The organism is Sphingomonas sp. Leaf407, from assembly GCF_001425385.1.
Taxonomy (GTDB): Bacteria; Pseudomonadota; Alphaproteobacteria; order Sphingomonadales; family Sphingomonadaceae; genus Sphingomonas.
In genome coordinates, this window is the sequence record NZ_LMQO01000004.1 from 17,303 (window position 1) to 30,827 (window position 13,525).

Sequence of the window (13,525 nt, forward strand, 5' to 3'; positions counted from 1 at the left end):
CATCGTCAATTATCCGTTGCCAATACGAGTTATGTTATATCATAATGTTGATAGACGACACGTTATTGGGGGTGTGATGAGGGGAAGGGGGATGGGGCGGATCCGCCTGCTACGGCGGTTGCTTGCCAGCGGGACGGTAGCGGCGATCGTTGGAACGACAACACCTGCCCGCGCCCAGGCGGCGGATAAGGACGACGACCGCGCCGAGATCGTCGTCACCGCGACGCGCAGCGAACAGCGACTGGTCGACGTGCCGGCCGACGTGACGGTGAAGGACATCGACACGCTGCGACGCAACGGCTTCACCTTCGGAACCGACGAGTTCCGCGGCGTGCCGGGGGTGTCGTTCCGTCGTGGCGAGGGCGACGGCGACGAATTTCCGTACGTCTCGATCCGCGGATCGAACGGGACCGAGGGCTATCTGACGCTCATCGACGGGATGCCGTTCGATCTGAACGAGGAAGGCGCGCTGGGGATCCTCCCCTACCCCGCCCTGTCGCGGGTCGAGGTGGTGAAGGGGCCGGCGTCGGCGCTGTACGGTCGCGGCGCGCTCTATGGCGCGGTCAACTATATCACGCGCGCGCCGGGCGCCGACCGGATCGAGATGACGGCAACCGGCGGCAGCGACGATTACTACCGGGGCGAGCTGGCCGTGTCGCGGCGGATCGGCGACGATCTGGGGCTGATCGCGACGGCGGCATACGAGGATTACGGCGGTTGGCGCGCGAATGGCGCGCGGCGGCAGTTGAACCTGTTCGCCAAGCTTGTGTGGTCGCTGGACGCGCGCACCGACGTGTCGCTGTACGGCACCTACCTCGATCGCCGGTCGGAGACGCCGAGCGTCCTGCCGCTCGATGCGCGGGGCCAGCCGATCGATGTCGCTGGCGGACGGCGTGCGTTCAATGGGTATCTCGATCCGCGTTCGGTGGTCGAGGGCGGGCTGGCCGCGTTGCGCGTCGAGCATCGCGCGACCGATGCGCTGACGCTGACCGCGACCGGACAATATCGCCGGTTCGACTTCGACAACCGGCTGAACTTCTACGACCCGTTCGGCTTCGCCCCGGATCGCGGGATCTTCGGCATCAACGGCTTCTACGGCGCGCAGAAATTCGATGTCGCTTACGGCGAGCTGACCGCGCGCTACGAAGCGGGCGCGCACCGCATCGTCGCGGGCGTGACCGGCGAGCGCGCCTTGTCACGCGCCGACAATCGCTGGTCGGGGCAGAACGGCTTCACCCCCGCCTGCGGCTTCACCTTCTATTCGGTGGAGATCGATTACGTGCGCGGCGGCGTGGCGAATGCGGGTGCGCCGTGTTTCGTCATCGACGATCCGCTGAGCCGCAACCGGCTCGTCACCACCTATGTCTCCGCCTTCGCGCAGGACGAGATCGCCCTGTCGGACCGCTGGTTCCTGACGGTCGGCGGCCGCTACGACCGGTTCCGGCGCGAGGCGCGCTTCTTTCCCATCGCGGACAAGTTCGACGGATCGCGCGACGCGGCGACCGCCAGCGCCTTCTCGCCCAAGGCGGCGCTGTCGTGGCGCTATGGCGCGGGGCAGGTCTATGCCTCCTATGGCCGGGGGTTCAATTCGAACTTCGGGCCGACGTTCGAATGGAATGCCGACCAATATGCCCGGCCCGAACAGCGGCCGACGACGCTCGACAGCGTCGAGCTGGGCTGGAAAGGCCGCGCGCTGGACGACACGCTCGGCTTCGCGCTGACCGGCTTCTGGTCGACGCAGCGCAACCGCCGTTCGATCATCCCCAATCCGGCGGCGGCGAACGATTTTACCCAGCCATCGAACCTCATCACCTATGGCGACCGCTATGAGAGCAAGGGCGTGGAGGCGGCACTCGACATCCGCCCGCGCGACGGCACGTCGGTGCAGATCAGCTACACCCATGTCGCGCCGCGCTGGAAGGACTATGTAGTCCAGGAGTTCGCCGGCCCGCTCGATCTGTCCGGCACGACGCCGACGGGGATCGCGCCTAACATCGTCTATGTCGCGGGCGAGCAACGGGTCGCGTCATGGCTGTCGGCGCGCGGCATCCTCGAATGGTATGACGATTACCGGATCACCGCCGACAATCGCGTGGCAGGCGGCGGCTATAGTCTGGTCACGCTGGGCGCCCGGATCGCGCCGCCGCGCTGGCAGGGAATGGCGCTCGACCTCACGCTGCTGAACGCGCTGGACGAGCGCTATGGCTTCTTCTTCGGCGGGACGACCACCCCGACCTATGCCACGCCGGGACCGCCGCGCCAGTTCCGCGCGATGCTGCGGGCGGGGTTCTGATGCGGGTGTTGCTGCTGGTGCTCGCGCTGCTGGCGGGTTGCGACCGGCCTGCAGCGACGGGGCCGCGCGGACCGGTGGCGGGACGCGACGTCGTGATACCTTTCGCAAAGACCTTCCGCGTGGTCGAACGTGATGGCTACCGCGTCGTCGACCTGAAGGCGTCGGTGGTCGGTTGGGGCGGCGACGCGGTGGGCGAGGAGCAGTTCCAGCGGATCGTGCTGGTCCCGCGCACGGGCACGGCACCGCCGCTGACCGGCGACCTCGCCGGCGCGACGCTGATCCGCACCCCGGTGATGCGGATCGCCAGCAACACCGCGTTCCATGAGGCGATCACGAGGGTGCTGGGCGTCAACGACCGACTGGTGGCGGTGGGCGGCGTCAAGTCGTGGGACGATGCGTTGCGCGCTCGCGTGCGGTCGGGGGCGGTGCGGCAGATCGGCTATGGCTGGCACAGCCCGCCCGACCTCGACGCGCTGGTCGCCGCGAAGCCCGACGTGCTGTTGATGAGCATGGAGGACATGAAGAGCGTCGCCGCGATGCCGCGCATCGCGGCGCTGGGGGTGCCGGTCGTGCCGATCTTCCTCGACAGCGAACCGGATTACATGGGCCGGGTCGACTACGTCCGGCTGATCGGCATGCTGGTGGCACGCGAGCGGGAAGCGAACGCCTTCGCCGACATGGTCGCGCGCAAGGTCGCGGTGCTCAAGGCCGCCGCCGCCGCGCAGCCGACCCGCTCGGTCATCGCCGCGTGGTTCGGCGGCGGCGACCAGTGGAACCCGACGATCCGCAACGCCGATGCCAAACTGCTGCGCGACGCCAACGGCCGCAATTTGTTCGAGGGGCCGGACGATCCGCGCAAGGACAGCTTCAACCGGATCTCGACCGAACAGTTGATCGCGCAAGGCGCGGACGCCGATTGCTGGATCCTGCGCGACACCCATTCGATCCCGTATCGCGACATCGCCACGCTGCGCCGGTTCAGGGCGTATCGCGAGGGCTGCGTGTTCGCCGGCGACGGGATGCACAAGCCGGCGGCGGATGCGTTCGACTATTACGAAACGGCGGTGATCCGGCCCGATCTGGTGCTGGGCGACCTCGTGCGGATGCTGCATCCGGCACTCCGGACCGAGCCGTTCCGGTATATCCGCCCCGATACGAAGGTGCCGCGATGACCCCGGGGACGCGCAGCGCCATCGGCAGCGCGGTGCTGTTCGCCGCCGTGCTGGTCATGGGCGTGTTCGCGCTGTCGTGGGGAAGCATCGGCATCGGTTTTGGCGACGCGCTGCACGCGCTGGCCGGGAACGGCGACCCGGCGACCGTACAGATCGTCACCGGGCTGCGGCTGCCGCGTGTTGCCACCGCGATCGTCGCGGGCGGCGCACTCGGGCTGGGCGGCGTGCTGATGCAGGCGCTGTTCCGCAATCCGATGGCCGATGCCTGGTCGCTGGGGCTGACGGCGGGCGGGCAGCTCGGCGTCGCGCTGCTGGTGACGGCCGCCGCCTTTTCGGGACCGGAAGCGATCGCGTTCCTGCGCGCGTTCGAAGGGCCGTCGATCACGCTGGGCGCGATGATCGGCATCGGCGGCTTCGCGCTGGCGATGGCGTCGCTGGCGCGCCGGGTGGGAACGGTCACGCTGCTCGTCGTCGGGCTGATGCTGGGGTTCACGGTGCAGGGGATCGTCAGCGTGGTGCTGCATTTCGCCAATCGCGTCGGCGGGCGCGTCTTTTCGGGGTGGAACGACGGCAATTTCGCGACCGTCACCCCGGCGGACCTGCCGATGCTGGTGGTGCCGGTCGCCGCCGGGGTGGCGCTGGCGCTGTTCAACGCCAAGCCGTTAACCGCGCTGTTGCTGGGTGAAACCTATGCCAGAAGCCTCGGCACCGATGTCGCGCGATTGCGCCGCCTGACGCTGGCGGCGGTCGTGCTGCTGGTGGCGCCCGTCACCGCCTATTGCGGGCCGGTCACGTTCGTCGGACTGATCGTCCCGCATCTGGCGCGGGCCATCGCCCGCACCGCGCGGATTTTACCGCTGATGCCGCTCGGCGCGCTGGCGGGGGCGCTGCTGGCGCTGACGGCGGACCTCGTCGTCCATGCGCCGTGGGAACAGCATTTCCTGCACCTCAACGCGGTGCTCGCGCTGGTCGGCGCGCCGGTGGTGATCGCGCTGCTGGTCTTGTCGCCGACGATGCGGGGACAACGCTGATGCTGCGGCTCGATACGCTGTCGGTCGGCTATGGCGCGCCGCGCGGCACGGTGCTCGCCGATTTCGCCGTCACGGTGCCGCCGGGCAGCTTCGTCTGCGTGCTCGGTCGCAACGGCGCGGGCAAGTCCACGCTCATGCGCACCATCGCCGGGCTGCAACGCGCGGTTGCCGGTGCCGCGCTGCTGGAGCATGCGGACATCGCGGCGATGCGGCCGCAGACGCGCGCACAACAGGTGGCGGTGGTGCTGACCGAGCGTGCTGCCAGCCCTGGCCTGAGCGTTGACGACGTGGTGTCGCTCGGCCGCCAGCCCTTCACCGGTTGGCAGGGGCGGCTCACCCCGGACGACCGGCAGCGCATCGTCGCCGCGCTGGCACGGGCCGGTGCGACCGCGTTCGCCACGCGGCTGTTCGACGACCTGTCCGATGGCGAGCGACAGCGCGTGATGATCGCGCGCGCTATCGCCCAGTCGCCCCGGCTGATGATCCTCGACGAGATCACCGCCTTCCTCGACCTGCCCGGCCGGGTCGAGACGATGGCGCTGCTGCGCGATCACGCCCGTGCGACCGGCGGGATCGTGCTGCTGTCGAGCCACGATCTCGACCTGTCGCTGCAACTGGCCGACAGCGTGTGGCTGCTCGACGGCCATGGCGGGATGGCGGTCGGCAGCGCGGCGGACCTGATCGCCGCCGGCCATGTCGGGCGCGCGTTCGATACCGCCGCCGTCCGCTTCTCGCCCACGCTCGGCCGGTTCGAGCTGGTCGGATGAAGGCGGCGCTGATCCCGCTGGCGCTCGTCGCGGCCCCCGCATGGGGACAGGACGCGCCCGTCGCCCCCGTGCCGGTCGAACTGACCGCCCCGCCGACCCCGCCGGGCCGCGCGGGAGAGAATGCCGTGCGGCAGGCCGAGGATGCGTTCGGCTTCAGCGTGGGGCGCGAGAGCCTCGGCCTCTATTCCTCCGCCAACGTGCGCGGCTTCTCACCCTTCGCGGCGGGCAATGTCCGTATCGAGGGGCTGTATTTCGACCCCTTCCTCACCCTGATCCAACGATTGCGTCAGTCGACGTCGATCCGCGTCGGCCTGTCCGCGCAGGGCTATCCTTTTCCGTCACCGACCGGAATCGTCGACTACAGCTTCCGCAAGCCGGGCGACGCCAAGTCGCTGTCGATCCTCGTCAGCGGTGACAGCTATGGCAATGCCGGACTGGAACTGGACGGGTCATTGCCGCTGTCCCCGACCCTCAGCTTGGCGCTCGGTGCGCAGGGGTCGCGCACCAGCTATGCCGACGGCACCCACAACCGGTCGCATAACGAGGCGGCGTCGCTGCGCTGGCGGCCGTCACCCGATATCGAGGTGATCCCCTTCTGGGCGCGCAGTCAGGTGATCGACGACGAAGCCGGGCCGACCTATATCCCGGCCGGCCCCTATCTGCCCCCGCCCATCCCGCGGCGGCGCTATGACGGCCCGGCATGGAGCGACTATAATAGCGTCGGCGGTCTTCAGGGCGTGCTCGCCACGCTGTCGCCATGGCGCGACTGGAGGATCCGGGCCGGCCTGTTCCGCTCGCTGTACAACGACCGGTCGACCTTCGCGCATCTGCTGACCGATCTGACGCCGGACGGTCGCGCCGACCGGCTCCTCATCGCCGATCCGCGCAGCCGGTTCGTCTCGCTCTCGGGCGAACTGCGGGTCAGCCGCGCGCTGGCGGAGGGGCCGCGGCTGCATGTCGTCCATCTGTCGCTGCGCGGCCGCGACCGGCGGCAGCGCTACGCCGGGTCCGCCTATCTCGACTATGGCCCCACGCGGATCGGCGAAGGGTTCGATGCGGCCGAACCGGTTTTCGCCTTTTCCGCGCAGACCCGCGACCGGGTGCGCCAGTTGACCTATGGCGTGGCGTATGACGGCCGCTGGCGCGACGTCGGCGAACTGAGCTTCGGCCTATCGCGCGCCGCGTACCGCAAGCGGTTCGAAGCGCCGGGCGATGCCGCGCGCGAAACCCGGTCGCAGCCGCTGCTGTACAATGCGACGGTGGCGGGCTTCGCGGGACCGCGCCTCGCCTTCTATGCGGGGTACGCGCGCGGGCTGGAGGAAAGCGGCATTGCGCCCGACAATGCCATGAACCGCAACCAGCCCCTGCCCGCCATTCTGACGCGACAGGTGGATGCCGGCGTCCGATACCGGCTGACCGATACGATCAAGCTGGTCGCGGGCGTCTTCGACCTGCGCAAATCCTATTATAATCTCGACGCCAGCAATCGCTTCGACCTCTTGGGCGATGTCGTCAGCCAGGGAATCGAGTTCTCGGCGGCGGGGGCGATGACGTCGCGCCTGAACGTGGTGGCGGGCGGTGTCGTGCTGCGTCCCCGCGTCACCGGCGAGGGCGTGGCCTTGGGCCGGGTGGGGCGACGACCGGTCGGTCTGCCGACGCGCTCGCTCGACCTGAACCTCGACTGGCGGCCGCCGGTGGCGGAGGGTCTGTCGCTGGACGCGGGGGTGTCGCATGTCGGCAGCCTGCCCGCGACGCGCGACAACCGGGTTTCGATTCCGGCGCGTACCCTCGTCGATCTTGGTGCCCGGTTCCGGTTCCGGCTGTCGGAACGCGATGCGACGTTGCGATTGCAGATGAGCAACGTCGGCAATGCGAGCGGCTTCGACCTCGAAGGGGCCGGAGCCTATCGCATCATTCCGGGGCGCGTCATTTCGACCTACCTGACGATCGACCTGTGACGCCGATGATCGTCACGGGTGGGAAGCCGGGGGCCGGAATGCCGAAAGCCCCGTCCTACGTCGTCGGCCCATTCCGGTCCGCAACGAAGCGGCGCATCGCCGCCAATGTCGTGTCGCTGACGTGATGCTCCATCCCTTCGGAATCGATCGCGACCGTTTCCGGGTCGATGCCGAGCGCGAGCAGGAAGTCCGAGACGACGTGATGGCGGGCACGCGAACGGGCGGCCAGCGCCTCCCCTTCCCCGGTCAGGAAAAGGGCACGATAGGGGCGGTTCTCGACCAGCCCGAGTATTTTGAGCCGCTGGACGATCTTGGCGGCGGTCGGTTGCGACACGCCCATATGCGCCGCCAGATCGATCAGCCGCGCCTCGCCGAACTGCGTCATCAGGTCGCCGATCAGCTCGACATAATCCTCGGCCATCTCGGTGGCATGGGCCTCCCGCGTCGCGCGAAAGGCGGCGGCACGGCGCTGTGCATCGTCGGTCATGCGGCATCATGACAGTTTTGCCGGGCTGCATCCATCTTGCATCAAAATTAGCTTTGGCTAATATCTGTTGCATGAGGATATTCCGGTGAGCGTAGTAGCGATGTTGGGCCTGGCCTTCGGCGTTTCGACCGCCGGACCGTTTGCGCCGATGCCGGACAAGGAAACCCCGACGCACGCGCGCTCCGGCGATGCGGCACCGGTCGATCCACCGGCCGCGCCGGACATCGTCGTCACCGCACGGGGGGAACGGCGGATCGGTCGCGACCGGGCCGCGAGCGCGGGTGCGGTGTCGGGCGATGACATTCGCGCCCGCCCGTTGCTGCGCACCAACGAAGTGGCGGAGGCCGTCCCCGGCCTTCTGGCCGTGCAGCATTCCGGCGGGGGCAAGGCCGCGCAATATTATATCCGTGGTTTCAACCTCGACCACGGCACCGACTTCAGTATCGCGCTCGACGGCGTGCCGATGAACCTGCCGACGCAGGCGCATGCGCAGGGCTATCTCGACCTGAACGGCCTGATCCCGGAGACGATCGACCGGATCGACTATCGCAAGGGACCTTATGACGCGCGCGACGGTGACTTTTCGCTCGTCGCGGCGGCCGCGATGACGACGCTCGACCGTGCGCCGCCCTCGATCGCGCTGGAGGCGGGAAGCTATGGCTATCGCCGGATCGCGGGGGTCGGATCGGTGCCGTTCGTGGGCGGCGATCTCGTCCTCGCGGGCGAGCTGAAGGCGAACGACGGTGTCTGGGCCTTGCCGGAGCGGCTGCGCCATGCCGGCGCCTTCGCCAAATATACGGTGGCGACCAGCCTCGGCACGCTGCGCGCCAGTCTGTCGAGCTATGACGCCACATGGCGCCCGACCGAGCAGGTGCCGGTGCGCGCGATCGGGACGCTGCTGCCCGATCGTTTCGGGACGCTCGACCCGTTCCTGCGCGGGCGCACGTCGCGGCGGATCGCAACGCTGTCGATCGACGGGGAGCGGACGGCCGTATCGGCCTATGCCCAGCGATATGGGTTCGATCTCCTGTCCAACTTCACCTTCTTTCTCGACGATCCGGTACGGGGCGACGAGTTGCAGCAGACCGAGCGGCGCTGGACCTATGGCGGGCGGGTGCGACACCGCGTGCCGATCGGCACCCGGCTGCAATTGACGGTCGGGGCCGACGCCCGCACCGACCGGATCGACGATCTCGGCTTCTACCAGACCGAACGGGGGCGGCGGATCGTCACGCGAAGCCTCGCCGACGTGCGCGAGACGGCGGTGTCCGGCTATGCCGAGGCACGCTGGCAACCGGTCGCGCCGCTGACGATCACCGGCGGGGCGCGGGCCGATCACTTCCGCTTCCGCTCAATCGGTCGCGCCGGCAGCGCGGTCGACGGCGAAACCGGGGCGACCATCGTCACGCCCAAGGCCAGCGCCGCGCTGACCGTCGCGCCGGGTATCGCGCTCTACGCCAATTACGGACAGGGTTTCCATTCGAACGATGCGCGCGCCGTCGTGGCGCAGCGCGATCCGGTGCCCGCACTGGTCCGGGGCACGGGATATGAAGCCGGCACCCGTATCGAGCGCGGCCCCGTGGTGCTGACGATCGACCGCTGGTGGCTCCGCTCGGACGGCGAACTGGTCTTCCTCGGCGACAGCGGCACCGTGGAACCGCGCGGCCCGAGCCGTCGCCGGGGGTGGGAGACGACGCTGTACGTCCGTCCGCTGCGCTGGCTGTCGATCGACGCGATCCATGCGACCAACCACGCGCGCTTCGTCGGTGCGCCGGGCGCGGACCGTATTCCCAATGCGGTAGAATCGGCTACCTCGCTGGGCGTCACAGTAGCGACCGGCGTGTGGCAGGGTGCGTTACGGGTCCGGCGCATCGGTCCGCGTCCGCTGATCGAGGACGACAGCGTGCGCGGACCGGCCACGACGGTCGCCAATGCGCGTGTCGGCCGCACCTTCGGCACGGCCGAGGCCAGCATCGACATCCTGAACCTGTTCGACACCCGGCGGGCGGATGCCGATTATTTCTACGCATCGCGTCTGCCGGGCGAAGCGCCGGGGGGCGTGGAAGGCATCCATAGTCGGGCAGTCGAGCCGCGGCAGGTCCGGCTCGGGATCAAACTGCGAATGTGAGAGACAAGACCCTCGCCGCGTCGTCTCGCAACGCGGCGCATCCCGGGTCTTGCCATTCGTTCATGCTTGCGCCGGACTGGATATAGCTATGGCCGAGTCCCCGTCTCGATCAAGCCTGCCGCTTCGGCGCTGGCGCCAACGGATGTCGCCTCCCCGGATATAATATCGTCGGCCAGCAGCATCAATTCGTGCGCTGTCGACGAACCGACATCGGCGACCTCGCCGAGCGCAAGGCCCGACCGGCGGCGGATCGCCGCATCCCAGTCGGCACGGACCGACGCCCAATAGTCGTTCGTCTTGCGCCAATATTCGTCGGCGGCCTTGATCGGGAAGTCGGTGGCAGGGACGTAGGTGTTCACCACATACTCGTGGACGAACGTCGCCGACCGGCCGTCCTTCGTGCCGATCTTGGCATTGTCCTGCTCATGGACCCAGCCTGCCGGGGTCAGGACGTGCCGGTTGGTCCCGACATAATGGTCGTAGGGCGGATGGCGCGTGGCGTCGCGACGCGCGAGGGGCCGGCGGGTTTCGTCGCTGGTCCAGCGGGTGGCGCCATCGTCGTACCGCCAGCGGCCGATCCCGCCATAACGGGGTGAATCGTCGGTCTGCCACACGGTCTGCGACCACGCCCCGCGCCGTTCCTTGTCCGGCACCGGTCGCACGGCCCATCGCCCCGGACCGACATAGACCAGCACCGTCGCCGGTTGCCATGTCCAGTCCTGCCGCCAGTGCTTGACGACCATCGTCTTGCCGTTGCCGTCGCTCACCACCAGCAGATGCTGGAGGACGACATGGCCGGGCGTGTCGACGATCGCGCGCACCACTTCGTGCCCGCCGCTGACCTTGGCCGGATATGGCGTGTAGCCGGCGACCAGCGGCGTCGTCTCGCGCATGTCGAACGTCACCTTGAAGGTGCCGGCCATCTTCAGGATCGCGGCATGGTCGCGCGCCTGATCGCCATAGTGCGCCGTGGCGATCGGGGCCGGGGCGGCGGTCTGCGCCAGCGCGGGCGACAATATCAGCGAGGCAAAGCCCGCCGCAGCGAACAGGACATACGAAGCGTTCATCGAAACGGACCTCACAGGACGAGGGACAGGGAGACGCCGGCATTGCGGCCCGGCTGCGAAAAGGCGTCGCGGATGGTCGACGTGGACGTCAGCCCGCGCACGTCGCTCCACCAGAAATAGCGTTTGTCGGTGATGTTGAAGATGCCGACACGGATCGTCGCCGCGTCGCGGATGCGCAGCGACGCCGTGGCATCGAACACCCAGAAGCCGTCCGGCGTGAAACAGGACGTCCCGGGGACCGCCGGCCGCGTGCCCGCCGCCGGCTGCGCGGCGACGTTGCAACTGTTGTTGGTGTCGGACAGGTCCTTGCCGGCGGAATGCGTCGCGACGAACTCGGCGCGGAACGGGCCGTCGTCGGGCTGGTAGAACAGGCCGGCGACGACCTTGACCGGCTCGACGCTGTCGAGCGGCATGGTGCCGGCGACGCCGTCGGTGCGCATCCTGCCCTTTGCATAGGACGCGGCGGCCCGCACGCCCACGCCGACCGGCAAGCGGGCCTCGCCCCGGGCCTCCAGCCCCTCGATCGTCACCCGCCCGCGATTGATGAACTGGTACACGGCGGGATTGGCGGCGGTGAACGCGCCGGACACCTGCACCTGATCGATGAAGTCGCGGAAGCGGCTGCTGAACGCCGTTCCGCCCAGCGACCAGCGCGTACCGGTCAGGCGGATACCGCCCTCGACGCTCTCGCTCGTCTCGGGCTTCAGATCGGGGTTCGGGATCGAACGGTAATTGGCGACGATGTTGGCGAAGCCGTTGTTGATCTGGTTCGGCTCGGGCGGTTTGAAACCCTGGCCATAGTTGGCAAAGAGCCGGACGCCATCGGTCACCCGCGCCACCGCGCCCAGACGGGGCGTAACCCGCGATCCGCTCTGCCCACGGGGTACGAAGGTCGTGAATAGCGGGTCGCTCTGCGGATCGAGCCGGTAATGGTCGAACCGGATCGCCGGGAACAGCGTCAACGACCCGTCGGCGATCGCGATCTCGTCCTGCGCGAACACCCCGATCAGTTCGTAATCGGTCGTGGGAAAGGCACGGGTCGGATAGGTTTCGCCGGCCGGTGGCACCGTGCCGCCGCGCACGCCGGTCTGGCGCGTCTTCGAATAGTCGGCACCATAGGCGAACAGGTGCGTGGCCGGGCCGGTCGTCGCCCGGCTCTCCAACTGCAGCGTGCCGCCATATACCTCGTTGTCGAAGCGGTTGATGCGGACGCGGTCGGTGCCGACCCGGTCCTCCCATCCGGTCTGCACGGTATCGCTCTTCTGGTAATAGGCCGCGGCGCGCACCCCGTTGACCACGCCATCGCCGGCATAGCGATAGTCGATCGTACCGCGATTGCGCGCGGTGGTGTCGCGCGCCTGCAACCCCAGCACCGCCGTGGCCGATGGCGACGCGGAGGTTACCTTGGTGATCGCGCTCAGCACGTTCGTATCCACCACCGCGTCGAAGCGTTCATAGGTCAGCCGTACCCGGCTCGCATCGTTCGGGCTCCAGACGAGACGGCCAAGCAGCGCGTTCGAGGCGAGATCCTGCGGGTTCGGCGTGGTGCGGTCGGTATCGGCGCTGTCGTTGCTGCCCTTGGTATCAAGTTCGTGGCCGTCGCGCCGCGTATAGGCGAGCATCGCATGAAGATCGCCCTGCCGACCGGCCACGACCAGACCCTTGGTCCAACTGTCGTCCGACGAATCATAACCGACCCGGCCGCCGCCGCCGACCAGACGACCGGCATGCAGAAAATCCTGCGGGTCCTTGGTGAGGAAGCTGACCGCACCGGCCACGCCGTCGCTGCCGTACAATGCCGACGCCGGGCCGCGAAGGATTTCGACCGACTTCAGCAGGTCGAGATCGACATAATCGCCGCGACCGACCGATTGCGCACCGAAGCTGAAGGCGTCCGGCACCCGCACGCCATCGACGGTAATCAGGACGCGGTTCCCTTCCAGCCCGCGGATGTTGAAACCGCTGTCGCGATCGCGACCGGTCGAGGCACCCGCCGCGGTGAAGCGGGCCGGCGCACGGCGTACCGCGACGCCGGGTTCGTAGCGGACGAGATCCTTGATGTCGGCGATCAGCCGGTCGTCGATCGTCGCGGCGTCTATCACCGAAACGGTCTGCGGCACGTCTTCCACCCGTTTTTCGCCGCGCGTCGCGGTCACGGTGATGTCGCCGTCGTCCGACGTGCCCTTTCCGCCATCGCTACCGGACATGGCGGGTTGGATAACGGTCTGCGCCGGAGCCATCGTCGGCAGGACGCAGAGGTTCAGGGCCGCGACGGCAACGCCGCGCAGCAGATATGCGGATGTCATTAACGCTTCCCCTTCTCGCTCCGGTTCGTTAATGCGAGTCACTAGCGTTAGCAAGCGTTTGATTGAGAGGACCGGAATGCAGCATTCGATCGGGATCATCAGGGCGGCATCGGCAGCGCTGGCGCTGGCCCTTGCATCGACGGCAACCGCTGCGTTGGCGCATATCCCCTATGTCCTGCCAGCGCGGTTCGACGTCGGCAGTCGCACGCAGATCACGCTGGAAGCATCCTTCACCGAGGATGCGTTCCGGCCGGACGTCGCGGGCGGCTATGCCAGTTTCACGACGACGCTCGCCTTCGAAGCGGGGTGAGAGGAA

10 protein-coding genes are annotated in these 13,525 nt (G+C 68.3%); 7 read left to right on the forward strand and 3 right to left on the reverse strand.

Annotated elements, in window-relative coordinates:
• Positions 1 to 91 precede the first annotated feature (91 nt).
• Genes ASG37_RS12490 through ASG37_RS12510 form a run of 5 tightly spaced genes read left to right on the forward strand, consistent with a single transcriptional unit; the run spans position 92 to position 7,221 of the window.
• On the forward strand, positions 92 to 2,293 hold the full coding sequence (locus tag ASG37_RS12490; RefSeq protein WP_055760678.1) for a TonB-dependent receptor: 2,202 nt from the start codon (positions 92 to 94) through the stop codon (positions 2,291 to 2,293).
• Positions 2,293 to 3,465, forward strand: coding sequence for an ABC transporter substrate-binding protein (locus tag ASG37_RS12495; protein ID WP_055760680.1), 1,173 nt, complete (start codon positions 2,293 to 2,295; stop codon positions 3,463 to 3,465). Before ASG37_RS12490 ends, ASG37_RS12495 begins: the two co-directional genes overlap by 1 nt.
• Positions 3,462 to 4,496: a FecCD family ABC transporter permease gene (locus ASG37_RS12500; protein ID WP_055760684.1), complete on the forward strand. Its 1,035-nt coding sequence runs from the start codon at positions 3,462 to 3,464 to the stop codon at positions 4,494 to 4,496. The genes ASG37_RS12495 and ASG37_RS12500 overlap by 4 nt, the downstream gene beginning before the upstream one ends.
• Positions 4,496 to 5,263, forward strand: a complete 768-nt coding sequence (locus tag ASG37_RS12505) for an ABC transporter ATP-binding protein (protein WP_055760687.1) — start codon at positions 4,496 to 4,498, stop codon at positions 5,261 to 5,263. Before ASG37_RS12500 ends, ASG37_RS12505 begins: the two co-directional genes overlap by 1 nt.
• Entirely contained in the window at positions 5,260 to 7,221 is a 1,962-nt protein-coding gene (locus tag ASG37_RS12510) for a TonB-dependent receptor (RefSeq protein WP_082448428.1), read from the forward strand. Before ASG37_RS12505 ends, ASG37_RS12510 begins: the two co-directional genes overlap by 4 nt.
• A 55-nt stretch (positions 7,222 to 7,276) precedes the next feature.
• Here the strand turns inward: ASG37_RS12510 and mntR are convergent, their stop codons facing one another.
• Positions 7,277 to 7,708 (reverse strand): manganese-binding transcriptional regulator MntR, encoded by a 432-nt coding sequence (gene mntR / locus ASG37_RS12515; protein ID WP_055760690.1) that lies wholly within the window; start codon positions 7,706 to 7,708, stop codon positions 7,277 to 7,279.
• A gap of 100 nt (positions 7,709 to 7,808) precedes the next feature.
• Between mntR and ASG37_RS12520 the strand changes: the two genes are divergently transcribed.
• Positions 7,809 to 9,836: a TonB-dependent receptor gene (locus tag ASG37_RS12520; protein WP_055760694.1), complete on the forward strand. Its 2,028-nt coding sequence runs from the start codon at positions 7,809 to 7,811 to the stop codon at positions 9,834 to 9,836.
• Between the two features lie 86 nt (positions 9,837 to 9,922).
• Here the strand turns inward: ASG37_RS12520 and ASG37_RS12525 are convergent, their stop codons facing one another.
• On the reverse strand, positions 9,923 to 10,903 hold the full coding sequence (locus tag ASG37_RS12525) for a DUF6607 family protein (RefSeq protein WP_055760696.1): 981 nt from the start codon (positions 10,901 to 10,903) through the stop codon (positions 9,923 to 9,925).
• A gap of 11 nt (positions 10,904 to 10,914) precedes the next feature.
• Positions 10,915 to 13,209 carry a TonB-dependent hemoglobin/transferrin/lactoferrin family receptor gene (locus ASG37_RS12530; RefSeq protein WP_055760699.1) on the reverse strand — a complete coding sequence of 765 codons (2,295 nt, stop codon included), beginning with the start codon at positions 13,207 to 13,209 and terminating at the stop codon, positions 10,915 to 10,917.
• 76 nt (positions 13,210 to 13,285) lie between these two features.
• Between ASG37_RS12530 and ASG37_RS12535 the strand changes: the two genes are divergently transcribed.
• Positions 13,286 to 13,519 carry a hypothetical protein gene (locus ASG37_RS12535; RefSeq protein ID WP_055760702.1) on the forward strand — a complete coding sequence of 78 codons (234 nt, stop codon included), beginning with the start codon at positions 13,286 to 13,288 and terminating at the stop codon, positions 13,517 to 13,519.
• Positions 13,520 to 13,525: the final 6 nt, after the last annotated feature.